This window comes from Micromonospora sp. LOL_023 (genome assembly GCF_048060115.1).
In the GTDB taxonomy this organism is placed as follows: Bacteria; Actinomycetota; Actinomycetes; order Mycobacteriales; family Micromonosporaceae; genus Micromonospora_E.
In genome coordinates, this window is sequence record NZ_JBHMIM010000003.1 from 40,510 (window position 1) to 61,906 (window position 21,397).

At 70.0% G+C, this 21,397-nt stretch carries 29 protein-coding genes and 1 pseudogene; 20 read left to right on the plus strand and 10 right to left on the minus strand.

Annotated elements, in window-relative coordinates; genetic code table 11:
• Window positions 1-4 precede the first annotated feature (4 nt).
• The 5 genes from ACFHVL_RS02400 to ACFHVL_RS02420 are packed head-to-tail and all read left to right on the plus strand — an operon-like array spanning window position 5 to window position 3,007.
• Entirely contained in the window at window positions 5-247 is a 243-nt protein-coding gene (locus tag ACFHVL_RS02400) for a hypothetical protein (protein WP_416625129.1), read from the plus strand.
• A 7-nt stretch (window positions 248-254) separates the two neighbouring features.
• Window positions 255-767 carry a TadE/TadG family type IV pilus assembly protein gene (locus ACFHVL_RS02405; protein ID WP_416625131.1) on the plus strand — a complete coding sequence of 171 codons (513 nt, stop codon included), beginning with the start codon at window positions 255-257 and terminating at the stop codon, window positions 765-767.
• A gap of 6 nt (window positions 768-773) precedes the next feature.
• Window positions 774-1,238, plus strand: a complete 465-nt coding sequence (locus tag ACFHVL_RS02410) for a TadE family protein (RefSeq protein WP_416625132.1) — start codon at window positions 774-776, stop codon at window positions 1,236-1,238.
• A complete protein-coding gene (locus ACFHVL_RS02415; protein ID WP_416625133.1) occupies window positions 1,235-1,732 on the plus strand; it encodes a pilus assembly protein TadG-related protein in 498 nt (165 codons plus the stop codon). Before ACFHVL_RS02410 ends, ACFHVL_RS02415 begins: the two co-directional genes overlap by 4 nt.
• A 12-nt stretch (window positions 1,733-1,744) precedes the next feature.
• On the plus strand, window positions 1,745-3,007 hold the full coding sequence (locus ACFHVL_RS02420) for a LysM peptidoglycan-binding domain-containing protein (protein ID WP_416625135.1): 1,263 nt from the start codon (window positions 1,745-1,747) through the stop codon (window positions 3,005-3,007).
• Window positions 3,008-3,081: 74 nt separating this feature from the next.
• Here ACFHVL_RS02420 and ACFHVL_RS02425 read toward each other — a convergent pair whose 3' ends face one another.
• The gene (locus ACFHVL_RS02425; protein ID WP_416625137.1) at window positions 3,082-4,494 is read right to left on the minus strand and encodes a Rieske 2Fe-2S domain-containing protein; all 1,413 of its coding nucleotides are present in this window, start codon (window positions 4,492-4,494) and stop codon (window positions 3,082-3,084) included.
• On the minus strand, window positions 4,484-4,897 hold the full coding sequence (locus ACFHVL_RS02430) for a hypothetical protein (RefSeq protein ID WP_416625138.1): 414 nt from the start codon (window positions 4,895-4,897) through the stop codon (window positions 4,484-4,486). Before ACFHVL_RS02430 ends, ACFHVL_RS02425 begins: the two co-directional genes overlap by 11 nt.
• 132 nt (window positions 4,898-5,029) lie before the next feature.
• Between ACFHVL_RS02430 and ACFHVL_RS02435 the strand changes: the two genes are divergently transcribed.
• The 3 genes from ACFHVL_RS02435 (at window position 5,030) to ACFHVL_RS02445 (ending at window position 6,522) form a co-directional block, all read left to right on the plus strand.
• Window positions 5,030-5,803 (plus strand): helix-turn-helix domain-containing protein, encoded by a 774-nt coding sequence (locus ACFHVL_RS02435; RefSeq protein WP_416625140.1) that lies wholly within the window; start codon window positions 5,030-5,032, stop codon window positions 5,801-5,803.
• Window positions 5,790-5,978: a DUF397 domain-containing protein gene (locus tag ACFHVL_RS02440; protein ID WP_416625142.1), complete on the plus strand. Its 189-nt coding sequence runs from the start codon at window positions 5,790-5,792 to the stop codon at window positions 5,976-5,978. Before ACFHVL_RS02435 ends, ACFHVL_RS02440 begins: the two co-directional genes overlap by 14 nt.
• 271 nt (window positions 5,979-6,249) lie before the next feature.
• On the plus strand, window positions 6,250-6,522 hold the full coding sequence (locus tag ACFHVL_RS02445) for a hypothetical protein (protein WP_416625144.1): 273 nt from the start codon (window positions 6,250-6,252) through the stop codon (window positions 6,520-6,522).
• 25 nt (window positions 6,523-6,547) lie between these two features.
• Here the strand turns inward: ACFHVL_RS02445 and ACFHVL_RS02450 are convergent, their stop codons facing one another.
• Entirely contained in the window at window positions 6,548-7,090 is a 543-nt protein-coding gene (locus tag ACFHVL_RS02450) for a maleylpyruvate isomerase N-terminal domain-containing protein (protein WP_416625146.1), read from the minus strand.
• 315 nt (window positions 7,091-7,405) lie between these two features.
• On the opposite strand from ACFHVL_RS02450, the gene ACFHVL_RS02455 reads away from it, so the two are divergent.
• From ACFHVL_RS02455 to ACFHVL_RS02465, 3 genes are all read left to right on the plus strand, one after another.
• Window positions 7,406-7,732 (plus strand): hypothetical protein, encoded by a 327-nt coding sequence (locus ACFHVL_RS02455; protein ID WP_416625147.1) that lies wholly within the window; start codon window positions 7,406-7,408, stop codon window positions 7,730-7,732.
• A 413-nt stretch (window positions 7,733-8,145) separates the two neighbouring features.
• A complete protein-coding gene (locus tag ACFHVL_RS02460; RefSeq protein ID WP_416625148.1) occupies window positions 8,146-8,640 on the plus strand; it encodes a transposase family protein in 495 nt (164 codons plus the stop codon).
• 142 nt (window positions 8,641-8,782) lie between these two features.
• Window positions 8,783-9,136, plus strand: a complete 354-nt coding sequence (locus ACFHVL_RS02465; protein WP_416625149.1) for a transcriptional regulator — start codon at window positions 8,783-8,785, stop codon at window positions 9,134-9,136.
• Window positions 9,137-9,224: 88 nt separating this feature from the next.
• Here the strand turns inward: ACFHVL_RS02465 and ACFHVL_RS02470 are convergent, their stop codons facing one another.
• Window positions 9,225-9,593 carry a VOC family protein gene (locus ACFHVL_RS02470; protein ID WP_416625151.1) on the minus strand — a complete coding sequence of 123 codons (369 nt, stop codon included), beginning with the start codon at window positions 9,591-9,593 and terminating at the stop codon, window positions 9,225-9,227.
• Window positions 9,594-9,654: 61 nt separating this feature from the next.
• On the opposite strand from ACFHVL_RS02470, the gene ACFHVL_RS02475 reads away from it, so the two are divergent.
• A complete protein-coding gene (locus tag ACFHVL_RS02475) occupies window positions 9,655-10,113 on the plus strand; it encodes a MarR family winged helix-turn-helix transcriptional regulator (protein WP_416625153.1) in 459 nt (152 codons plus the stop codon).
• Here ACFHVL_RS02475 and ACFHVL_RS02480 read toward each other — a convergent pair.
• Window positions 10,048-10,686: a GIY-YIG nuclease family protein gene (locus ACFHVL_RS02480; RefSeq protein ID WP_416625155.1), complete on the minus strand. Its 639-nt coding sequence runs from the start codon at window positions 10,684-10,686 to the stop codon at window positions 10,048-10,050. The two genes, ACFHVL_RS02475 and ACFHVL_RS02480, sit on opposite strands and share 66 nt — an antisense overlap.
• A 188-nt stretch (window positions 10,687-10,874) precedes the next feature.
• Between ACFHVL_RS02480 and ACFHVL_RS02485 the strand changes: the two genes are divergently transcribed.
• The 6 genes from ACFHVL_RS02485 (at window position 10,875) to ACFHVL_RS02510 (ending at window position 14,297) form a co-directional block, all read left to right on the plus strand.
• On the plus strand, window positions 10,875-11,051 hold the full coding sequence (locus ACFHVL_RS02485) for a hypothetical protein (protein ID WP_416625157.1): 177 nt from the start codon (window positions 10,875-10,877) through the stop codon (window positions 11,049-11,051).
• Window positions 11,023-11,343: a hypothetical protein gene (locus ACFHVL_RS02490; protein WP_416625159.1), complete on the plus strand. Its 321-nt coding sequence runs from the start codon at window positions 11,023-11,025 to the stop codon at window positions 11,341-11,343. Before ACFHVL_RS02485 ends, ACFHVL_RS02490 begins: the two co-directional genes overlap by 29 nt.
• Before the next feature lie 330 nt (window positions 11,344-11,673).
• Window positions 11,674-12,138 carry a hypothetical protein gene (locus ACFHVL_RS02495; RefSeq protein WP_416625160.1) on the plus strand — a complete coding sequence of 155 codons (465 nt, stop codon included), beginning with the start codon at window positions 11,674-11,676 and terminating at the stop codon, window positions 12,136-12,138.
• A gap of 379 nt (window positions 12,139-12,517) precedes the next feature.
• Window positions 12,518-12,982, plus strand: coding sequence for a phosphotransferase family protein (locus ACFHVL_RS02500; RefSeq protein WP_416625162.1), 465 nt, complete (start codon window positions 12,518-12,520; stop codon window positions 12,980-12,982).
• A 38-nt stretch (window positions 12,983-13,020) separates the two neighbouring features.
• A complete protein-coding gene (locus tag ACFHVL_RS02505) occupies window positions 13,021-13,278 on the plus strand; it encodes a hypothetical protein (RefSeq protein ID WP_416625164.1) in 258 nt (85 codons plus the stop codon).
• Between the two features lie 299 nt (window positions 13,279-13,577).
• Window positions 13,578-14,297, plus strand: coding sequence for a VOC family protein (locus ACFHVL_RS02510; protein WP_416625166.1), 720 nt, complete (start codon window positions 13,578-13,580; stop codon window positions 14,295-14,297).
• Between the two features lie 509 nt (window positions 14,298-14,806).
• Here the strand turns inward: ACFHVL_RS02510 and ACFHVL_RS02515 are convergent.
• Both ACFHVL_RS02515 and ACFHVL_RS02520 read right to left on the minus strand, forming a co-directional pair.
• Window positions 14,807-15,592, minus strand: coding sequence for a family 1 glycosylhydrolase (locus tag ACFHVL_RS02515; RefSeq protein ID WP_416625168.1), 786 nt, complete (start codon window positions 15,590-15,592; stop codon window positions 14,807-14,809).
• Window positions 15,593-15,648: 56 nt separating this feature from the next.
• Complete coding sequence (locus ACFHVL_RS02520) at window positions 15,649-16,227, minus strand: RNA-guided endonuclease InsQ/TnpB family protein (protein WP_416625366.1); 579 nt, start codon at window positions 16,225-16,227, stop codon at window positions 15,649-15,651.
• Between ACFHVL_RS02520 and ACFHVL_RS02525 the strand changes: the two genes are divergently transcribed.
• Complete coding sequence (locus tag ACFHVL_RS02525; protein WP_416625380.1) at window positions 16,207-16,383, plus strand: nuclear transport factor 2 family protein; 177 nt, start codon at window positions 16,207-16,209, stop codon at window positions 16,381-16,383. The genes ACFHVL_RS02520 and ACFHVL_RS02525 overlap by 21 nt on opposite strands.
• Before the next feature lie 8 nt (window positions 16,384-16,391).
• Here the strand turns inward: ACFHVL_RS02525 and ACFHVL_RS02530 are convergent, their stop codons facing one another.
• The 3 genes and pseudogenes from ACFHVL_RS02530 to ACFHVL_RS02540 all read right to left on the minus strand — a co-directional run.
• Window positions 16,392-17,756: a dihydrolipoyl dehydrogenase family protein gene (locus ACFHVL_RS02530; RefSeq protein WP_416625169.1), complete on the minus strand. Its 1,365-nt coding sequence runs from the start codon at window positions 17,754-17,756 to the stop codon at window positions 16,392-16,394.
• 67 nt (window positions 17,757-17,823) lie between these two features.
• The gene (locus ACFHVL_RS02535) at window positions 17,824-19,116 is read right to left on the minus strand and encodes a cryptochrome/photolyase family protein (protein ID WP_416625171.1); all 1,293 of its coding nucleotides are present in this window, start codon (window positions 19,114-19,116) and stop codon (window positions 17,824-17,826) included.
• 122 nt (window positions 19,117-19,238) lie between these two features.
• Window positions 19,239-20,162: pseudogene (locus ACFHVL_RS02540) on the minus strand (phytoene/squalene synthase family protein); the annotation flags it as partial.
• Between the two features lie 64 nt (window positions 20,163-20,226).
• Here ACFHVL_RS02540 and ACFHVL_RS02545 point away from each other — a divergent pair.
• Window positions 20,227-21,387 carry a polyprenyl synthetase family protein gene (locus ACFHVL_RS02545; RefSeq protein ID WP_416625173.1) on the plus strand — a complete coding sequence of 387 codons (1,161 nt, stop codon included), beginning with the start codon at window positions 20,227-20,229 and terminating at the stop codon, window positions 21,385-21,387.
• Window positions 21,388-21,397: the final 10 nt, after the last annotated feature.

The following is a 21,397-nucleotide window of genomic DNA, read 5'->3' on the forward strand; positions in this document are numbered from 1 at the left end:
TGACATGCAGTTGTTGACCTACCTGCAGGTCGTGATCGCCGAACGGATCGGCGAAATCCGCAGCGCCGAGGAACGGGACCGCGGCGACAGCCCGGTGCCCACCGCAGTCATCATCGTCGGCCTCGCGCTGGTGGCGATCGCCGTTCTCGCCTGGGCGTCGAACCTGGCTCTCGACTTCATGAACGCCCAGCCGGATCCGGCGACCCAGTTGCCGAACCCGGGCAACGTGCCGGGCGCCGGCGGCTGACCCGTACATGCGCCTGCACCTCACCCGCTGGTCGGGTCGGGCCGCTGCCACCCCGGCGGCCCGGCCCGACCAGCCCTGTCCGCGCGCCGTGCCCCCGCGCGGCGCGGGACGGGGTCGCGCGGGACAGGATCGCGGCGCGGCTCCGGTGGAGTTGGCCATCCTGCTGCCCGGCATTCTGCTGCTGCTGTTCGCCTCCATCCAGGTCGCCTCGCTGTTCCTGGCCCGGACGGTGGCGCTCAGCGCGGCGCAGCAGGCGGTCAGCGCCGAACGCGGCTACGACGCGCTCGGCAGCGGCGACGCCGACACCGGGGTGGGCGCGCAGCGGGCCGCCGCGTTCATCGCCGACGCCGGCGACTGGCTCGATCCGGACCCGCTGCCCGGCCCGGTCGTCGCCCCCAACGGCCGGTACGTGTCGTACACGGTCAGCGGCACCGCGTTGTCCCTGGTGCCCGGGGTGACGTTCACCGTCAGCGAGACCGCCAACGGCGAGATCGAACGCTTCGAACCGGCGGGAGGCTGACCGACCATGCGACGGCGTCTGCCGCAGCCGGCGGACCGGGGGTCCATCTCGGTGGAGGTGGCCATCCTCACCCCGGTGTTCCTGCTGCTGATCGTCGTCGCCTGGGTGAGCGGGCGCACCGTGCTGGCCCGAAACGCCCTCGACGCGGCCGCACACGACGCCGCCCGCGCCGCCTCCATCTCCCGGGACTACGCGCAGGCGCAGCAGAACGCGGCGAACGCCGTGCAGCAGCGCCTCGACTGGGAGGGCATCTCCTGCGTCAACCAGCCGCAGCACACCTTCACCAACTACGGGGTGGACACCCTGTCGCAGGCGTTCAGCAGCGCACCCGGCACCACCACCGCACTGATCCACGTACGGGTGCAGTGCACGGTCGGCTTCGGCGACCTGGGCCTGCCCTGGGCGCCGCCCGACCGGACTCTCGTCGCCGAGTTCCGGTCGCCGCTGGACCGCTACCGGGGTCGGTCATGAACCGCCGGCCGCGCGGCCGCTCCCGCCGCGACGCCGACCGTCGTACCCACGGTCCGGACCGTGGTCTCGCCCGTGGTCTCGTCCGTGGTCGGGACGACGGTCGGGTCAGCGTCTTCGTCGCGATCACCTGCATGGCGGTGCTCATCGTCATCGGGCTGACCGTCGACGCCGCCGGTAAGTACCGGGCCATGCAGCGGGCCGAGAACCTGGCGGCCGAGGCCGCCCGCACCGGCGGGCAGCAGATCGACGTCGAGTTGGCCGTCGCCGGTGACGGCCAGTTCATCGACTTCCCGGCGGCGAGCCAGGCCGTGACGGCCTATCTCGCCGGCATGCCAGGGGTGGTCGGCCACCAGACGACTCAACTGCCGGGTGGGCAGGGACTCCAGGTGACCGTCGACATGACCTACCAGACCACCATGCTCAGCCTCTTCGGCTACCCGTCGTCCATCTCGGTCAGCGGGCAGGCCACCGCGGTGCTCCAGACAGACCCCTAACAAGGAGCGGCCATGCACGCGTCACGCGTCACCCCAGCCCGCCGGCTCGGCCAGGTCGTCACCGGCCTGGGTGCCCTGATCGTTCTGCTGATCCTGATCGCCGGTGCGCCGGTCGCCTTGATCGCTTTCGCCGGCAACCCACTACCCGACCAGGTACCTTCGCTCGCCGACATCGGCTCCGCACTGACCAGCCGCGACGACGGGCAGTTGTTCCTACGCGCCCTGGCGGTCGTCGGCTGGCTGGGCTGGGCGACGTTCCTGCTCTCCGTACTGGTGGAGGTCCCGGCCCAGCTGGCCCGCCGCCCGGCGCCCAGGTTGCCGGGCCTGGGTCGTCAGCAGCGGGTCGCCGCCGCCCTGGTCGGCTCGATCTCGCTGATCCTGATCGCGAGTCCGGCGGCCGCCTTCGCGGCACCGGGGCCGGCGGAGGCGGCGACCGTGGTGGTGGCCAGCTCCGGCTTCGGTGCGGCTCCCGAGCATGCCGCCCCGGCCAGCCGGCCGTATACCTCAACCCAGCTGACCCCGAACCAGCTGACCGGCCCGGCCACTCAGACTGCCTCCGCCGGTCAGAGCTCCTCAGCCGGTCAGGCAGCCTCGGCGGCAGCCGGGTCGCTGGTGTCCCCCACCGCCTTGGCCGCACTAGCCGCCGCCCCGTCCGGCGCCGACCAACCCGGTGCCCCGTCCGGCGCCGACCAACCCGGTGCCCCGTCCGGCGCCGACCAGACGGCGGACGCGCCGGTGTACGAGGTCGCCAAGGGCGACTACCTCGGCCACATCGCCAACCGCTACCTCGGCGAGTTCAGCGACTACCGGCAGTTGGCGGCGCTCAACGACATCGACGACCCGGACCGGATCCGGGCCGGGCAGTTGCTGCGGCTGCCGACCGAGGCGACCGATTCCGGCGTACGGGCACACGCCAGCGGTGCCGTGCTGCCGGTGACCGACCAGCCGGCACCGCGGACCCCGCCGCCCGCGGAGAAGCCGTCGCCCACGCCGGCAGCACCGCAGACCGAAGCACCACCGGCCGCTGATGCGCCGCAGACCCCGGCCGAGCGGCCCACCTGGCAGATCGACAACGACCGACCGGGCAACCTCGGTGGCGGCGTCTCGGCTGGTCGGTCCGGTCCGGAGCAGAACCTGAACCGGCCACTTGCGATCGCTGCGGTGATCACTGCTGCCAGCATCGTCGGTGCCCAGATCGGCACGGTGCTCGGGCTGAAGGGGCGTACCGCCGGATCACCGGCGGACTCGGGTCGCCACCGCCGCGAGCGGGAGTGATCTGCTCAGCGGTCGCTCTGTCAGGTCCGACCCCGCCACGGTCGACGGCTACGGACGAGCCGGGCCGGTTCAGCTCAGGGCAGCTGAGCCTGCACGACGCCGGCCACCACCCGGCTGCGCAGCACCTGCTGGTCGGTGGCGGCCGGACCGTGCGCGACGGTGCCGTCGGTGAGCCGGAACGCGCTGCCGTGCCACGGACAGACGACGCAGGCGTGCCCGTTCGAACTGATCACGCTGCCTTCGTCGAGCGGGCCGTTCTGATGCGCGCAGTGCGCCAGCAGCACGGTGACGTCCTCGCCGTGCCGGTAGACCAGCACCGGCACGTCGTCCACCTGCCGGCTGATCATCGTCGAATCGGGAAGATTGGCGAAGTCGGCCACCGGATGCCAACCGGCAGAGATCCGGTGCAGTTCGGGGGCGGCCTGGTTGACCCCGGCCGCCTGCTTGTAGGCCAGATGCCCGCCGAGGAAACCGCCGGCACTGACCGCGGCCAGGCCGAGGAATCCGAGCGTACGGCCGGTCTGGTGCTGCCCGCGCAGCCGCGCGACCAGCGAACCGGCGTAGCAGGCCAGGCCGACCGAGTTGGCGACGGCGTGCACCAGGCCGACCCGGCGCTGTTCCCGCGACAGGCTCGCCCAGTCGTTCGCCCCGGTGACGGCGGCCGGGATCGCGGCTGCCGTCCCGACCCCGACCAGGGTCGTCGCGGCCCGCCGCTGGCCGGGCAGCATGTCGAGTACGGCAGCGCTCAGCCAGGCACCCATCGGCACCTGGATCAGCACCGGGTGCAGCGGATGCCCCAGCCACACCCCGTGCAGCAGGTCGCGGACCCGTTCGTCGCTGATCCGCCGCTGGACGCTCTGCTGCAGCCGGTCGCCGATCCGGTCCAGCCCGGTCGCCTGCTCGATCCTCATCAACAGTGCCCGCATCGCTGCGACGTTCCCACCTGTCACTGCGTCAAACGTGTGTCGTGCCCAGCGGCGCTGGACCCCGGGGCGCCCGCCCGGATCTCCCATCCATTGCCCGGATTCACCGGGATGCGGTCCGGCCGGGGACCGCGCGACCCGCCGCCGGGCGATCCCCGGGCACGGGGAGAGCCGGGGTGCCGACGCCGCGAGCGGCGGGGTGTGGGGAGCGGTAAGGCGTGACGCCCCGGGGCGTCTCAGCAGGGACCGAGCGGCCTGTCTCGGTCCCGGTCGGGGTCCCCCGAGGCGGGGGCGACGATGGGGTTGCCCGCCCCGGGGGGAGCTCTTGGTGACCGCGCCCGGTCGGGCGAGCGCGTCCTTGTACGGCCGGACCGTGACCGCCTTGCCGTCGCGGTCAGGTTCGCTGTCGTTGATCTCCCGGCCGGTGAGCATCACCCAGGATCGCGTCTGCGGGGCTGGCCACACCTCGATCACCCACAGCCGGATCGGGCGGCGCCCGTCGAGGTGGTCGCACTGCCGCAGTGCCACCAGGTCACCCGGGCACACCAGCCGGTCAGTCGTCACGATCGTCATGTGGGTAGCCGGCCGGCGTCAGCCCGGAGAGCTGCAGTACCGCGCGGATCCGCCGGGCGTTCGCCGGCTCCCACCGGTCGAGGACCGCGATCGCCCGCAGGAACGGCCGGCACGGCCCGGGGATTCCGCCGCACCGGTGACATTCGCCGGTGGAGCGGTTCGGCAGGTGGGTCCGGGCGGTCGAGTTCGCATCGTGGATCGCCCGGGACAGTTCAGCGGACCGGCCGGGAGCCACGCCGCGCGGCTCGGCAAGTTGGAAGCGGCTGTCCTGATCCGGGTCGGTCTCCCCCGGGGTCCGCTTCGGCAGCGCCGGCCGGCCCGGGGTCGGCGGCGTTCCTATCGAGACGTACCGAGCAAGGCGGGGAGTCCCACCGATTCCGTCGTTCCTGAGCATTCTTACCCCCTCAGGTGAAGTCGATCAAGGATGTCGTCCGTCGATTTCTACCCTGGACTGTCGAGTGGGCATCAGGGAATATGAGTACCGGGCACTACAACGACACCAACACACATCCGGGGGTGATCAAACGTGAGTGAACTACCCGCCGAGATCCGGCGGCTTCGCATTGCGCGTGGGATGAATCAGAGCCAGCTCGCCGCTGCGCTGCGGGTGTCCAAGTCGCTGGTCGCGGGGTTCGAGTCGGGGCGGCACATCCCGCAGGCGGACACCGCCGAGACCATGGACAAGATCCTCGACAGCCGCGACCAGATCCAGAAGAAGTCGGCGATTGCCCGCGAGGACCGTCACCCGTGGATGCGTTCGTGGGCCGAGCATGAGCGCCGGGCGATCCTGTTACGCAGCTACCAGCCGCTGCTCGTCCCGGGACTGCTCCAGTCCGAGGCGTACATGCGGCTGGTCCTGGAAACGGTCGCGGGGAACGAGGGGCGGATCGACGAGCTGATGCGCACCCGGCTGGAGCGGCAGTCGGCGACGCTGGGGCGGGACAAGCCGGTGGCCATCTCCGCCATCATCGGCGAGTACGCACTGCTGCGCGGCCCCCGCGAGGTGATGAAAGACCAACTCGGGCACCTGGTGGACCTCGGCCACCGCCCGTCCGTCCGTATCCGGGTGATGCCGGATGACGTCGGGCTCCACACCGGCCTCGGCGGCGCGTTCGTGATCGCCAACCTGCCGGACGGCCGCAGATGCGGCTACCTGGACAACCAGTTGAAGGGCACCGTGGTGACCAGCCATGGCGAAGTGACCGACCTCGAACTAGCCTGGGAAGCCGTAGATGGACTCGCGCTGCCCGTGGTGCAGTCCCGGGATCTGATGCTAAGGATGATCGATGAACGCAAGTGAACCGCGCTGGCGCAAGTCCAGCCGATCAGGCAACGGCGGCGACACCTGCGTCGAGGTCGCCGACAACCTGCCCGGCCAGGTCCTCGTCCGGGACACCAAGGACCGCGACGGCGGGACGCTCACCTTCACCCCATCGTCGTGGGCAGGCTTCGTCGAGTTCGCGAAGCGCCACTGAGCCGCTGGCCCCGCACCCGACGCCGTCGATGTGAGGCTGAGATACCCAACACCGCACTCATTGGGTATCTCAGCCTCACATCGGTGGCGGAGACGGATCAGCCCTGGTACGGCTGCACCCGCTCATGCGGCCTACCGTTCCTTCTGGCCACCGAGTTGGTAGAGCGCAAGGTCGACGCGACGCGCCGACCACCGGTGTCCCTGGTCGGCCAAACTCTGTCAAGCCCGCCCACACCGGTCCGGCTGGTCACACACGCCGTAGGGTCACGGACGTGGACGTGTTCCTGCTTTGGCATGTTCGGCACTCGCCTTTCGTCGATGGAAGGTCCACTCTGCATCGGGGTGAGGACGGCGAACTGATCTGGGACGAGGAAGCCGGAGACGACCTGAAGATCCTTGGCGTCTACTCCAGTCAGCAGAAGGTCGACGAACGCATCGTGGCGGCACGAGAGCTTCCCGAGTCTCGCGACGAGCCGGACTGCTTCCTTGTCGACTCCTTCACCCTCGACGAAGACCGGTGGATACAGGGATTTGTCATGGTCTGACCTATTCGATCGCCGCCTTCAGTATTCAGGAGGTGGGTCGCGGACGGCCGGGAAGGTCAGTGCGCCCGGTGGACCACAGGAGCACCTGGGCCGGATCGCCGGCCGGAGCGTCGGGGAAGAGCCGGGTGAGCACGGCGCTGCAGAGTGATCTCGGCGGATGCCAGTGGATGCCGAGCCCTTCGGTGATGTCATAGGTGTGCACCAGCGTCTCGTTCACGCCCAGCGCCGCGAAGCCGCTCGGGTCGGTCGGCCCCCAGTGCCAGGCCCGTACCGACGGGTCGGACGCGGCCAGCATTGTGCTCAACAACCTTCCCGCGCCGGTGACTGTTCGCAGCAGGTCGCGGGGCGACGCGTCGTCGCGTACCACCAGGTCGAACGGGAGGTACGCGGAGTCAGGTCGGGCGGCGAGTTGCCCGGCGTACGCGAGGAGGTCATGCGCGACATGGGCGACTGTTTCCCAGCAGCTCCAGTCGAGCGTCCCGGCCGGGCGTCGCCAGTCCGCCGACTCGTGCGGTGTCAGCACCCGCACCATCTCGGCCACGGCTTGGTCGACATCACGGTTGTCCATCGGGCGCACAACGAGAAGCCTGCCAGATCCTGCGCCGCCTCGCCGTACAATATGGACTTGCGCAAACAGGTTTGCCGTGGAGACCTGTTGCTATGACCACTGCATCGATGTCCGCCGGAGATCACCGGCGCCTCCTCTCCGACATACGCGACCTGGCCGGCCGCGTACGCCGCGACCAGCGCTCCTGCTCGCCTACACGGCGATCGCATAAGCTATGTACGGGCTGCTCGGGCTGCTCGGGCTGCTCGGGCTGCTCGGGCTGCTCGGGCTGCTCGGGCTGCTCGGGCTGCTCGGGCGCGAGGGCTGGGTGCCCGTGTGCTGCCATATGCGATCACCGGTGCCGCGACAGCCGTCGTGTTCACGGCCGCATATACGGCAGCCGCCGCCTATTTCCCGACCAACCCGCCTTCCGGAGGCGGTCCGATGCCCTTCTGGTGGATCGTTTTGGACCGGCTTATCGCACCATGGGGCCTGATCGGGCTTACGCTGCTTGTGCTGGCTCGTCTCGAACGCAACGTCGCGCTGCTGGCGTTCACCCTGAGCTACCTGGTGCTGGTACTGATGGTGTTACCGACGACCGAAGGCATGCAGATTCCGGAGGGTCATTCAAAACTCGGTCGACACTCATGGATGTTACGCTGAGTGAGATTCGAGGGCGGCTGCGCCACGGAGGACTGTCCGGAGTAGACGCAGCGGCCGGGATCCTGTAGATCATCTTTTGTGAGGAAGTTGATCGAGGGCCAGCCGCTGCGCTGTGAAAGTATGACAGGACTTCCCGCCGACCGGCTCGCCGACCTGATCGGCAGGGTACGTGAGATCGTCGGCGATGAGTGGGAGACGCCGCCGGTCGGGCGTCCGCACGTGTTGCCGCTGCCCACGGCGGTGATCGCGGTACTGTTCGGGCTGCGGCACAACCTGCCCGACGAGGTCCTCGGCGAGGTTTCGGCTGTTCCCAGGCGACCATCACCCGCTATCACCAGATTCTGCAGCCGGTCCTGCGCTGGGTCACCCGACCCGAGGTCGATCAGCGTCTCGACCAGGCTCACCGGGACGGTGTGCTGGTCGACGGGTTCGTCGCCCCGGTCGGCGAACGCGAGGACTACCACGGCCTGTTCTCCGGCAAGAAGCACGTGTGCGGGCAGAACGTGCAGGTCATCGCCGACCTCGACGGCCGGATCGCCGACGTGGGCGAGCCCGTCAACGGCGCCCGCCACGACGCGGCCGCGTTCTTCATCTCTGGCATCGCCGAACGCTGGGCAGACCACATGGCCACCGGCGGACCGGGCATGATCGGCGACTGCGGCTACCAGGGCACCGGCCCGATCACCCCACACAAGAAGCCGCCCGGCGGGGAACTCACCGCCAAGCAAAAGGCCTACAACTACAGCGTCAACCGGCTCCGCGCCGCCGTCGAACGCGCCATCAGCCACCTGAAGAACTGGAAAATCCTCAAGACCGGCTACCACCGGATCATGACCGACTTCCCCGATACGTTACGCACCGTCACCGCACTGGAGATCTTCAGAACCGCCACACCGGGTTTTGAATAACCCTCCCGGACTGGGCGGTCCCGTCGTTCATGTCAGCAACAAACATGTACCCGCGACTGTCCATGACGCCGTCCCAGCTCCTCATCGGGGCCGCCCTCATGGCTGCCGGGATCGCCTTTTGCAACGCACGCCGGAGGCAGCAATGACCGTCGACATCAACGCCCCGGACCCGACCGACCACCCGGCCGCCGGCCTCGATGAGGTCGTGCACCAGCGGGTGCGGCTATGCATTCTCGCGATCGCGCACGAGGCTCGGCGAGTCGAATTCGGCTACCTGCGTATCCATCTCGACCTGACCGCCGGCAACCTCTCCAAACACTTGAGCGTGCTGGAGACGGCCGGCCTGGTCGAGATCGAGAAGGGCTACGAGGGCAAGCGCGCCCGCACCTGGATCACCCTCACCACCGCCGGAAGCGCTGCCCTGGCCGAGGAGATCGGCCACCTCAAGATGCTGATCGCCCGGGTCGAAACCAACACCGAGGTCCAGCGATCCTGAGCTGCCGCCTGCTCGCCGGCGTGCAGCCGTCGAGGAACTCGTCGCCGAGGGTGATGTCGCCGGTGATGGCCCACAGCGTGATCGGCTTTCAGGCGCGGTCGTGGAGGGTGACCTGGTAGCCGTCGGAGTCGGCGAAGGTGAACGTCCGGCCAAAGGGGCCGTCGATCGGTGCGGAGACGATGGTGTGGCCGTCGGCGACGAGAGCATCGTGAATGGCCTGGACGTCGGTGGCGTGCAGCCAGATCGCGGCACCGATGCCGGGCTGAGCGACGGATGCGAGGTCGGTGCCGGGAACGATGTCGCGCAGCGCGAAGGCGATGGGCTTCGTCTCGAAGACGACGGCGTGCGGAGGTCCGGTCGGCGAGCGCACGAGGCCGAGGTACTGCTCATAGAACGCCCGTGAGGCGTCGAGGTCGCGCGCTTGCAGCGAGATGAAGTCGGGGCCGGTGACGGGCATGATGATCTCCGTTCTACGTGTCAGTTTCCTGACACCAGAGAGCCTATGTCAGAATGCTGACATGAGTCAAGACGGGGTGGGCGTCGACCTGGAGACGTCCCTGGGCTACCTGCTGAAAGAGGCGTCGAGCGCACTGCGCCAAGCCATGGAGGAGGTGCTGCGGCCGCTCGGGATGAGCGTGACGCGCTACTCGTGCCTCGAGCTGCTGGCTCAACGACCGGGCTTGTCGAACTCCGAGCTCGCGCGGGGCGCGTTCGTGACCCGGCAGTCGATGAACGTGCTGCTCCAGGCCCTGGAGCGCGAGGGCTACGTGACCCGGCCGGCGGAGGCGCCCGTCGGGAAGGTTCTCCCCACGCGGCTCACGCCCCGCGGTCGGCGGAGTCTCGAGAAGGCGACCGTGGCGGTCCGGTCAGTCGAGGTCAGGATGCTGGCCGGCCTGACCGAGACCGAGCAGTCAGACGCGCTCCGGATCCTGCAGAGCATGGTCCGTTCCCTGCGCGACGGCAACAACGGCGGGTAGTTCGCTCCCCGCCATGCTGCCGGAGTTGTACGAGCTCTTGGCAGCTACCACGGTCGGTTGGACCTGCTCGGGGTCGACGCCGTGCACGTTGAGCGGCGGGTGCAGCCGCCGGACAAGCTCGGCCTCGATGCCCGCCGGCTCCGCGTACTCCGCCCAGGTCAGACGCAGGTTCGCGAACATCCACGCGGTCAGCCGCGCCTCATCCTCAGAAATCAGGACGACCCGGTCGGTCCAGGTCGTCCGGAAGCCCTCGGACACCAGAAGCCCGGCCAACGTACGACGCAGGGTCGAGCTGCCCGACCGCCGCAGATGGTTGCGCAGGATCCGGCCGCGCAGGCTGGTCGCCCGCCCGAGATACAGCATCCGCAGCGACGGGACGCTCCCGTTCGGCGGCCCCGGCAGGTCGGGAAGGACCGACGGCGCAGCCCACCAGGCGTAGACGCCGCTGCCACGGCTCAGCCGCCCGGTGGCGACGTCGAGTCCGACCGGCACTCCGGAGAGCAGCCGCAGGGCTTCGTCGACCCGAGGCCTGTCTGCCGGGCCGTCACCAGGTCGCGTCTCAGGAATGGCCATCGCGCCATCTTAAGGCGTTGAACTCGGACATCGACCCTGTCACGATCTTGCGGGTTGGCAGGGTGCACCGGTCGCCCCCATCCGAGTTTCGAAGATCCGCGAGGGGCGGTGTGGCCATGACTGGTGTGGATCCCGGGCATGCACGCATCCGTCCTCATGTCCGCCGTGCCGTCGACCGCGCTCGTCGGGTGCTGCTCGACTTCGACGGTGTGATGTTCAACGTGAAGGACGCGCTCGGCTCCGATACCCGGGAGAAGGCGATCGCAACGTTGCTGGCGGACCGGGACCACCGTCCACGGCCGGTGCCGATCACCTTCGCCTGGTTCGGCGTGCACCATGACCCTGGAGTATCTCGCGGAGCGTGAGCCCGATGTTGCCGCCGAGGCGGAAGCGGTGGTGTCGGCACTCGAACTGGATGCCGCCCTCACCGCACTGCCCGCCGAAGGTCTGCCGGAGCTCCTCGACGCGTGCGTGGCCAGCGGACGCCAGGTGGCGGTGATCAGCGACCTGTCCGAACCTGCGGTACTCGCGACGCTGCGAGCGCGTGGGATGAACGGACGTGTCGCTGCCGTGGCGCCCGGCATGGACTCGACCTGGCGATCCGTGACGCCGCGCGTCCGGCTGAACGCGCTGCTGACCTGCTCGGCGTCGGCGTGACAGAGTGCCTCGTGGTGAGTGGGATTGCTCGGATGCTCTACGCCGCTCGCGAAATAGGGGCCGTCAGCCTTGGCTGCGAGTGTGGGCGGGACCGGCGCAAACACCTCGCGTGGACAGAGATACCCGTCGTCTCCAACATCAGGACCCTGACCCGAGCACTGCTCAGCTTACGGCCAGCCATGGGCTCCACCATGGCGGCCTACACCGCAGTCTTCACCGACCAGCAGCCAGCCGGCGTTCATCGAGGATGCGATCGGTGCCGGTTGGGAACCGGCGGCGCTGCCACCCAGTCTCATGAACATGAGTGTCCGACGGATCAGCTTGTTGCTCGTGGCCGTCCTGGCAGTGGCAGCCTGTTCGAACGGCACCGAGCGCGCGCTCTACCTCACTCAGCCGGTTCTTTCCTGCCCGTCCGTGGACGGGCTGGCCGGACAACGCCTTGCCGACCCGTTGCCTGCGGATTTCCGTCCGGTCTCGGCCGTCCGGTGCACCTTCCGGCTGGCCCTCACGAAATCCGTAAGCTCGCCCACACCCGGCTTCGCCTGGGTTGCCGCGCACCGGTCCGCCGGTCCGTTCGACGACCTCGTCCAGGCGCTGCACCTACCGCCGCAGGAGCAAATCGGCGAGCCGGTGTGTGCGGCGGTCTTCGTCATGCCGGTGTTGCTGGCGCTGACGGACGCGTCAGGCAATACGCTCCTGCCGGCCCTGCCGGGTACCGTGTGCCGCAGCCCGCTTCCCGAGGTGCAGTCGACGCTCGACGGACTGACCTGGGTGGAGATCGACCGTCAGCAGTAGGCACTGAGCTACGGTGTTCCGATGCAGGCGGATGCAGCCCGGCGAGCAACACAGGCAGCCATGTCGATCGCTCATCGCTCGGCCTGGCTGCCTACGACGCCACCGTCCTGCAGAACTCGAACAAGCTCACCCTGCGTCTGCAGCCCTGCGGTGTGCTGGCACGGGTGGCACCGGCGGCGCACTATCGTGCCCAGTTTAAAGTGGATGTTGCTGGGCGGCTGTCCGAGGTCGGGAGCCCGGTGGCCGCGCTGGAAACGACCAAGGTCTTCGTCCAGGACGACTACGTAGTAATTCTGTGGACATACTACGAACCGTTGGCCTCTCGAGCGATTTCACCCGCGCGGACTACGCCAGAGCACTCGAACGTCTGCACGCCGGGATGCGCCGGGTCGACCTGCCCACCCCGCACGTCACGCACCGGGTTTCCGAGGCCCAGACGCTCGTGGCGGACCACGACCGGACGCCGAAGCTGGCCGACGCGGACCGGATCCTTCTCGCCGACACGTTGGAGCGCCGGTGCCGAGCGGTCGGCGGTAGCGGCCGGCCCGAACAGCTCCTGCACGGTGAACCTCACCCAGGCAACCTCCTCTCGACCCCGGTCGGCCTGCGTTTCATCGACTTCGAGACATGCTGCCAGGGACCAATCGAATTCGACCTGGCCCACGCACCCGACGAGGTCGGCAACCTCTACCCGGGCGTCGATCGCCAGCTGCTCCGAGATCGCCGGACCCTCATGCTTGCGATGATCACTACGTGGCGCTGGGATCGCGACGACCAGTTCCCCGACTGCCACCAGCTCGGCATCGAGTGGCTGAGCGAACTCCGGAAAGCGACGGCCCGGTAAGACACCGAGCCCGGAATCCTTCCCTACAGTGGAACGGCATGGGGATGTACGCCTCGGCACCGTTCAACTGGACGCTGTACCTGTTCTACGGCGGTGACATCCGTGAAGCGGGGCTGCCCTGGCTTCGCGAACAGGTCACCGAGTTGGCCGCGATGCGGCCGGTCGACGATGACGGAGATCGTCCTGCCGGCCTGTTCCTGGTCACGGATGAGCGCGGTGGAGCTTGCCTGTGGCAGGTCCGCGGTGGGTCCGTGGACGAAGGGCCGGCGACGTCCCTGGCGTGGCTCGGTGAGTAGGACACTGTCGGTAGAACCTCCGTCGGAAGGGGACCACTGGCGAGGTGATCAGCCGCGCTGTCGGTAGCTGCTGCTGAGCCTCGGTCGCCGATCGAGAGAACAGAGTTACCTTTCCACGACCGGTCTGCGGCAGATTCGGGCGCATGATCTTGGAGAGCCGTCTCGCAGGTAGGAAGGCACCGCCGAGGACTCGGCTCAACGGCCTGTGCGTTCCGGGACATCAGCCGATCGGATGACCAAAGGCGACGATCGGCTATTTCCATGTGCGCCAGACACCCTGCGACCCTTAGGAAGGAGGCATGGCCAACGAGGTAACCGTTCCCCTGCTGCCGTGCGCATCCATTGACGACATCGAAACCTTTTACGGAGCTCTGGGTTTCCGCACCACGTACAAGCAACGCAAGCCCCACGGGTGTGTGGCGGTGCAGCGGGAAGATCTGAATCTGCAATTCTTCGAGATCGCCGGGTTCGACCCGGAGCAGTCCTATGGCTCCTGTCTCGTAATCTCCGCAGACATCGAGGGACTACACCGGGCATTCGCAGCCGGCATGCGCGCCGCGTACGGCAAGGTACTGGTGTCCGGAACGCCCCGGATGACCCGGCCAAGGGCGCGGAAGAACGCCGACGGGTCGGGCGGATTCAGCGTCATCGACCCGGGTGGCAACTGGATCCGCGTCTTTCGGGATGCCGCCACCGCGCCCAAGCCGGCCACCACGCCTGCCGGGCGGCTGACCAAGGCCCTAGCGAATGCTGTCGTGCAGGCCGATTCCAGGGGAAACGTCGGACAGGCCGTTCGGATCCTCGACAGCGCGTTGGCCCGCCCGCAGGCCGACGACGACCCGGTCGAGCAGGTAGAGGTCCTGGTCTACCGTGCCGAACTCGCGATGGTGCTGCACGATTCAAAAACTGCGGCCGAGATGCTGGCCTGCGCCCAGTCCGTCACGCTCACGGAAGACGAATCCGAGAGGGCGGCACCCGCGTTCGACAACGCCGCCGAACTCGCAGCAGCGCTGCGGTGACTCACCCTAGGAACGCCTCGCTCATCTCGGCACGTCCGGAAGCTGGCGACCAGCAACCACCCTCACCCACGGTGCCTATCAGTTCGCGGCAGATCCGGCGCGCCGTCGGCGCGGTGCATGGCGGCGGCCGTCGGCGGGATGCCCGTCAGATCCGGGGTGCGGTACTGCCGTGCGTGAGCCCTCCACTCAACGACGGACCGGGACGTGGCGGACCGACGTGCCCGCCCGTACCAAGCAGATCCGGGTGTCGGGAGGGACATGGTCCATGCCGGCGGGCTGGCCAGAGCGCACGGCAGCGCAGGCGCGCGGGCGTTCTGGCTCCCGGCTAGATCGCGGCCAGGATCCGCGCCAGCTCTGCCGGTCGCGTCAGCGTCGGCCAGTGTCCGGAGTCGATGCCGACCAGGTCGAGGTGGCCGCCGTGGCTGCGGTCGCGGCCCGCTTCGGCGCGGCACTTCCGCTGGTGGCGCCCGATGCCGTGCCCAGCGACTAGCCCATCGACCATCGACGGTTCAGGGCAGGGCCCGGCTGGTCGCGATGGCGGCGTACCTGGTCGTGCTCGGTTTAGGGGTACGGGCGAACGTTTCCCGGTCCACCGTGTGCAGGCCGAAGTGGAACCGGTAGCCGGCGGCCCACTCGAAGTTGTCCAGCAGGGTCCAGTGGCAGTAGCCGAGCACTGGTACGCCGTCGTCGATCGCGTCGAGCAGCCCGGCCAGCGACGGTTCGACGAAGGCCGCCCGCAGGGTGTCGTCGTCGACCCCGACGCCGTGTTCGGTCACGAAGACCGGCACACCGCTGACCTCGTACGCGTACCGCACCGCGCCACCGAGCGCCCTCGGGTCGATCGCCGAGCCCAGTTGGTGCAGGGTGGCCTGCGGCGGTGGCGGCAACAGCCCGTTGGCGTCGTAGACCGCGCTCTCGTAGTTCTGGATGCCGATGAAGTCGTCGTCGCGGGCCAGCCGCAGCCAGTGGTCGTACACCTCGGCGCGCTTTCGGTCGCGCAGCGTCGCGTCGTCGCCGGCCACCCTGTCGTCCACGATGGCGATGGAGAGCCCCACCGGCAGATCGGGCCGCCTGGCCTTTAGCGCCGTACGGGCGGCGAGATGGCCCGCCGTCATCCCGTCGCGCATCGCGTCGAAGTCCTCCGGCAGCATCATGGTGCTGACCCGATAGCGGGGCACCCCGGCGGCGGCGCTGGCCGCCTCCAGGGTGGCCCGCTCCAGCTTCCGAGCCGATTCCGGCACGTCCGCCCAGGAGAGCAGCTGCGGCAGGTTCGGCTCGTTGAGCGTGACCGCCATCGTGATCCGATCACCGAAGTGGCGCATCACCTGGTCGCATTGACATCCTCGCCGTCCTAAACGGCGGCGATTCCAGCCACGCTGCGCGTGACACGCGCAGCGTTCTGGTGGGTTACCGTTTCACCGCGCGGTGCCGAGACGAGTCCCGGTCCTACCCGCGCTCCACGGTCGTTGAAGTCCGCCTGCCCGGCGGCCTTGATGTTGATCGCGGCGTTGACGTCCCGGTCGTGGTGACTGCCACACGGACACACCCACGACCGAACGTTCAACGCCATCCTGCCGTTGACGCGCCCGCAGTCGGAACACGTCCGGGTGGACGGGAGCCACCGGTCCACCCGGCCGAACGTGCGTCCGTACCTCGCCGCCTTGTACTCCAGCATTGCGGTGAAGCTGGCCCAGCCCGCGTCGTGCACGGACCTGGCCAGCCGGGTCCGGCCGAGACCGGCAACGGCAAGGTCCTCGACGTACACCGCTTGGTTCTCACGGATGATCGTCGTGGACAGCTTGTGCTGCCAGTCCCGCCGGGTGTCGGCCACCCGGGCGTGTGCCCTGGCGACCTTCACGACAGCCTTCTTACGGCGGTTGCTGCCCCGCTGCTTGCGGGACAGATCCTGTTGCAGCCGCTCGACCTCCAGCGTACCTACGAGGACGGGCCGGTGGTCGTCGCCACCGGAGAGGGTCGCGGCACCAGCGTCGAGCATGGACCGTTCCGCTTCGCCTTCAACGATCTGTTCACGTTCCGCGACGGGCTCGTCGCCCGCGTCGACTCCTACGTCGTCCCGCTGCCCTGACCCGCTGGTCAGGTGAGTTGCGCTACGGCGGACTGGATGGCGCGGTGCACCGTCGGGTACGCGTAGATCATGTGCCGCAGGCTGGTCAACGGCACCTCGCCGTGCACCGCCACGGCGAGTGCGCCGAGCACCTCGCCGCCGGTCGGGCCGGCCGACGTCGCCCCGACCAGCACGCCCCGGTCGACGTCGGCGACCAGCTTGATGAAGCCGTCGTTGCCCGGCCCGTGAATCCAGCCCCGTGACGAGTCCGGCACCTCGGTCACCGCCACCGCGACGTCGATGCCCTGCTCGCGGGCCTGCTGCTCGGTCAGCCCGACGGCGCCGATCTCCGGATCGGTGAAGGTGACCCGGGGCACCGCCCGGTACTCGGCCGCCGGCCCGCCCTGGTCGAGGATGTCGCGGACCGCCACGTCCGCCTGGTACGTGGCGAGATGGGTGAAGGCGCCGTGGCCGGCGATGTCGCCGACCGCCCACATCCCGTCGCCGACCCGCATCCGGTCGTCGACCGGCAGGTAGTGGCCAGCCGGGTCGAGCCCGACCGTGTCCAGGCCGAGGCTGCCCAGGTCACCGCGGCGGCCGGTGGCGACCAGCAGCCGCTGCCCGCTCTCCGGGCCGCCCTGGGACAGGTGTACGGCGAACGTGTCGTCGTGGTGCTCGACCCACTCGGCCCGGGTGCCGAGCCGGATCCGGACTCCGTCGGCGCCGAGGACCCGCTCGGCCAGCGCGGAGGATTCCGGCTCCTCGTGGGAGAGCACCCGCTCGCCGGGCTCGACGATGGTCACCCGTACGCCGAACCGGGCGAAGACCTGGGCCAGCTCCAGCCCGATCGCCCCGCCGCCGAGCACCACCAGCGACTCGGGCAGCTCGGCGACCTCGATGGCTTCCTTGTTGGTCCAGTACGGGGTGCCGGCCAGCCCGTCGATCGGCGGCACGGCCGGCACGGTGCCGGTGGCGATCACCACGCCCCGGCGGGCGGTGAACTCCTGCCCGTCGACGTCGACCCGGCCTGGGCCGGTGAGCCGGGCGGTGCCGTGCAGTACGCGTACCCCTTTGTCGGTGAGCCGGTCCACGGCGGCGGTGTCGGTCCAGTCGGCGGTGGCCTCGTCGCGGATCCGCCGCGCCACCGGCGTCCAGTCTGGATGCACGTCGGCGGTGCCGGCCAGGTCGGCGATCCGGCGGCCCTCGGCGAGCGCGTTCGCGGCCCGGATCATCATTTTGCTGGGGACGCAGCCCCAGTAGGGGCATTCGCCGCCGACCAGTCGCCGCTCGACGCCGACGACGGCCAGTCCGGCCTGGGCGAGCCGGCCGGCGACCTCCTCGCCACCGACCCCGAGCCCGACGACCACGACATCCACCTGTTCCGGCTCACGCATGAGGCCAGCATGGCAGAGGGCACGAACCGCCACCGACCGGGCGGCCAGGATCAGTGGTCGGACAGGATCAGCGGTCGGACAGTGGCGGCGGGTAGTCGAGGCCGGCGCGGACGGCCAGCGGCAGCTGCCAGGGCTCGTGGACGGCGGCGCCGGCGACGCCGGCCAGCTCCGGCAGCCAGCGGCGGACGTAGTCGCCGGCCGGGTCGAAGCGGTGCGCCTGGCGCAGCGGGTTGAACCGCCGGTTGGGTCGGGTGTCGTTGCCGGTGCCGGCCACCCACTGCCAGTTGCCGGAGTTGTTCGGCAGGTCGCCGTCGAGCAGCCACCGGTCGAACCAGGCCCGCCCGGCCCGCCAGTCCAGGCGGAGCTCCTTGGTCAGGTACGCGGCGGTGATCAGCCGCGCCCGGTTGTGCATCCAGCCCTGCGCCAGCAGCTGGCGCATGCCGGCGTCGACGATCGGCAGCCCGGTGTGCCCGGTCTGCCAGGCGTCCAGCGCGGCGGCGTCGTAGCGCCATTCCTCCTTGGCGTTGCGCCGGTAGGCCGTGGTCGCCAGGTCCGGGAATGCGTGCGCGACCTGGTAGTGGAAGTCGCGCCAGCAGAGCTGCCGGACGAACGGCCCGTCGCGGTCACCGGCGGCCTGCGCCACCTCCAGCGGGGACAGGCAGCCGAACCGCAGGTACGGGCTGAGCCGGGAGGTGGCGTCGCCGGGCAGGTCGTCGTGCTGGTCGCCGTACCGGTCGAGGTTGCCGAGCCAGTCGCGCAGCCGGTGGCGGCCGACGGTCTCGCCACCGGCGGCGGCCTGCGGTGACTCGCCGGTCGGCAGGGCCGGCAACCGGCCGACGGCGAGCCCGGCGGGCAGCCGGATCTGCTCCGGCGCGGCGCAGGCGGTCCGCCAGTCGGCGGCGCTCCAGGCCCGGAAGTACGGGGTGAAGACCTTGTAGTGGTCGCCACCGGTCGGGGTGAGCGCCGCCGGGTCGACGACGGTCAGGCCGGGGAATTCGCGGTACGCGATGCGGTGCCGCTCGCATTCGTCGCGTAGCCGCCGTTGCCTGCTTCGGGCGTAGTGGCTGACGTCGGCGGAGACGGCGATGCCGCCGGCGTCGATGTCGCGGGCGAGCCGGATCGTCTCGGTCACCGGGTCGCCGTGGCGCAGCACCAGGTCGCCGCCGCGTTCGCGCAGCACGGCGCGCAGGTCGGCGAGGGCCTGGTGCAGGAACCGGTCCCGGTTGGCGGATCGCCCGGCGAGCCGCGGGTCGAGCACGAACAGCGGCACCACCTGCTCGGCGGTGGCGCAGGCGGTGGCCAGCGCCGGGTGGTCGTGCACCCGCAGGTCGCGGGTGAACAGGACGACAGCGGTACGCACGGCGGTTACGGGGCGACCGGCAGCGACGCCTCGGCCGGTGACGGGTGTGCGGGTGACGGCGAGTCTGTCGCGGCTGGCCGGTCGGCGCTCACCGGTGAAAGCTCGGCGGTTGCCGACCGGACCGGGCCGGGCAGGGTCACCGGGGTGCCGGCGGGGGTGAGCAGGGCGCGCAGGGCGACGGCGGCGCGACGCCGGTTCGGCACGGTGGCCCGGCGGGTGAAGACGTCGAACCCGTTGGCGGCGACCTCGTCGAGGATGCCGCCGTAGAGGGCGTACGCGGTGCGCATGCAAGCCTGCGAGGCGGGCTCCAGCATGGTGATGCCCGGTGCGGCCGCGGCGTAGTGTGCCTGTGCCCGGGCGACCTCGTACTCGATGAGCTCGATGATGGCTGGGGTGGCCCGCCGCTGCCGGGCGGCGTCGGTCAGGTCGGCGCGGGTGACGCCGAACCGGGCCAGGTCCTCGTCGGGCAGGTAGGTGCGGCCCCGCTCCAGGTCCTCGGCGACGTCGCGGATGAAGTTGGTGAGTTGGAACGCGAAGCCGAGTTGGCGGGCCGGCTCCCGGGCGGCGGCCCGGTCGGTGCTGCCGAGGATCGGCAGCATCATGGTGCCGATCACCGCCGCTGAACCCTCCATGTAGTCGAGCAGGTCGGCGTAGCGCGGGTACGAGGTGACGGTCAGGTCCATCGCCATGCTGCGCAGGAATGCGGTGAAGTCCGCCTTGTCCAGGTCGAACACCGCGATGGTGTGCAGGACGGCGGGGAGCAGCGGGTCGTCGACCGGGGCGCCGTGCAGGCCGGCGAGGAACTGCCGCGACCACTGGTCGAGCGCGGCGGCCCGGTCGGCGGTCGGCAGCGCGTCGGTGCGGTCGACGATCTCATCGGCATAGCGGGTGAATCCATATAAAGCATGAACATGCCGTCGTTTCCACTGCGGCAGCAGCCGAGTCGCGAGATAGTAGGTGCGGCCGTGTCGCTTGTGCAGCTCACGACACCGGGCATAGGCGGTTGCCAGGTCCGCGCCCGTCGGCCCCTTTTGGTTCGCGCCCACCGGCCCTCCTCAATATCGACGCAAGAATCGACGCAACTTCAGAGCCTAGGGTACGCTCGTTCCCGTGGCCAATCACACAGTTGCGGGCAACACGCTCAGCGTGGCGGCGAACGTCCCGCCGACTACGGCCACCCACGGACCGCCGTCCGCCCGCGTCCACGCCCAGCTGAGCGCCGCCGTCGACGACACCCTGATCGATTTCCTCTCCACCGAGCTGTCCGCGCTCGACGTGATCGACCCGGCGTTGCAACCGTTCGCCCAAATCGCCCGGGACACCGTGCTCGGCGGCGGCAAGCGGCTGCGCCCGGTCTTCGCCCACTCGGGCTGGCGCGGCGTCGTCGGCCCCGACGCGGCGCTCGCCCCGGTGCTGCCGGCGCTGGCCGCGCTGGAGTTGCTGCACACCTTCGCCCTGATCCACGACGACGTGATGGACGCCTCGGCGACCCGCCGCGGTCGGCCCACCGCACACCAGCGGCTGGCCGGCCAACACCGCGACGCCGGCCGGACCGGTGACGCCGACCGGTTCGGTGAGGCGGCCGCCGTACTCGTCGGCGATCTCTGCCTGGTCTGGGCCGATCGGCTGCTCGCCATGGCCGACGTGCCGGCATCCACCATGCGGCAGGTGCGCCGCTGCTACGACCAGATGCGGGTGGAGACGATCGCCGGGCAGTACCTCGACGTCCTCGGCGAGACCGACGCCGGCAACTGGTCGGTCGACCGGGCGCTGCGGGTGGCCCGACACAAGACCGCCTGCTACACGGTGCTGCGTCCACTGCAGCTGGGCGCGGCGCTGGCCGGCCCGGCCGCCGATCCCCCGGTGTGGGACGCGTACCGGCGCTACGGCGCCGACGTCGGTGAGGCGTTCCAACTGCGCGACGACCTGCTCGGCGTGGTCGGCGACCCGGCGCGGACCGGCAAACCCGCCGGCGACGACCTGCGCACCGGCAAGCCGACCGTGCTGCTGCTGATCGCCCGCGAGCTGGCCACCGGGGCGCAACGCGCCGAGCTGGCCGCACCGCCGGTCGGCACCGGCTCCGAGGTCGACCGGTGGGTGGCCCGGATGACCGAGGTCGTGGTCGAGACCGGAGCCGTCGCCAAGGTGGAACGGATGATCGAGCAACGGGTGCAGGCGGCCCTCGCCGCCGTCACGGCCGCACCGATCGACGCCGACGCCCGAGCCGCGCTCACCGACCTGGCCGTGGCCGCCACCACTCGACAGGCATGATGTGAGCAAC

Bases quoted from the DNA above. Each gene is read 5' to 3' on its own strand.
- ACFHVL_RS02400 (WP_416625129.1), top strand. From the start codon at position 5: ATGCAGTTGTTGACCTACCTGCAGGTCGTGATCGCCGAACGGATCGGC.
- ACFHVL_RS02420 (WP_416625135.1), top strand. From the start codon at position 1,745: ATGCACGCGTCACGCGTCACCCCAGCCCGCCGGCTCGGCCAGGTCGTC.
- ACFHVL_RS02530 (WP_416625169.1), bottom strand. From the start codon at position 17,756: ATGCGTGAGCCGGAACAGGTGGATGTCGTGGTCGTCGGGCTCGGGGTC.
- ACFHVL_RS02450 (WP_416625146.1), bottom strand. From the start codon at position 7,090: ATGGACAACCGTGATGTCGACCAAGCCGTGGCCGAGATGGTGCGGGTG.
- ACFHVL_RS02470 (WP_416625151.1), bottom strand. From the start codon at position 9,593: ATGCCCGTCACCGGCCCCGACTTCATCTCGCTGCAAGCGCGCGACCTC.
- ACFHVL_RS02475 (WP_416625153.1), top strand. From the start codon at position 9,655: ATGAGTCAAGACGGGGTGGGCGTCGACCTGGAGACGTCCCTGGGCTAC.
- ACFHVL_RS02465 (WP_416625149.1), top strand. From the start codon at position 8,783: ATGACCGTCGACATCAACGCCCCGGACCCGACCGACCACCCGGCCGCC.
- ACFHVL_RS02515 (WP_416625168.1), bottom strand. From the start codon at position 15,592: ATGGCGGTCACGCTCAACGAGCCGAACCTGCCGCAGCTGCTCTCCTGG.
- ACFHVL_RS02480 (WP_416625155.1), bottom strand. From the start codon at position 10,686: ATGGCCATTCCTGAGACGCGACCTGGTGACGGCCCGGCAGACAGGCCT.
- ACFHVL_RS02510 (WP_416625166.1), top strand. From the start codon at position 13,578: ATGGCCAACGAGGTAACCGTTCCCCTGCTGCCGTGCGCATCCATTGAC.
- ACFHVL_RS02405 (WP_416625131.1), top strand. From the start codon at position 255: ATGCGCCTGCACCTCACCCGCTGGTCGGGTCGGGCCGCTGCCACCCCG.
- ACFHVL_RS02415 (WP_416625133.1), top strand. From the start codon at position 1,235: ATGAACCGCCGGCCGCGCGGCCGCTCCCGCCGCGACGCCGACCGTCGT.
- ACFHVL_RS02410 (WP_416625132.1), top strand. From the start codon at position 774: ATGCGACGGCGTCTGCCGCAGCCGGCGGACCGGGGGTCCATCTCGGTG.
- ACFHVL_RS02500 (WP_416625162.1), top strand. From the start codon at position 12,518: ATGCGCCGGGTCGACCTGCCCACCCCGCACGTCACGCACCGGGTTTCC.
- ACFHVL_RS02430 (WP_416625138.1), bottom strand. From the start codon at position 4,897: ATGCTCAGGAACGACGGAATCGGTGGGACTCCCCGCCTTGCTCGGTAC.
- ACFHVL_RS02440 (WP_416625142.1), top strand. From the start codon at position 5,790: ATGAACGCAAGTGAACCGCGCTGGCGCAAGTCCAGCCGATCAGGCAAC.
- ACFHVL_RS02490 (WP_416625159.1), top strand. From the start codon at position 11,023: ATGACCCTGGAGTATCTCGCGGAGCGTGAGCCCGATGTTGCCGCCGAG.
- ACFHVL_RS02505 (WP_416625164.1), top strand. From the start codon at position 13,021: ATGGGGATGTACGCCTCGGCACCGTTCAACTGGACGCTGTACCTGTTC.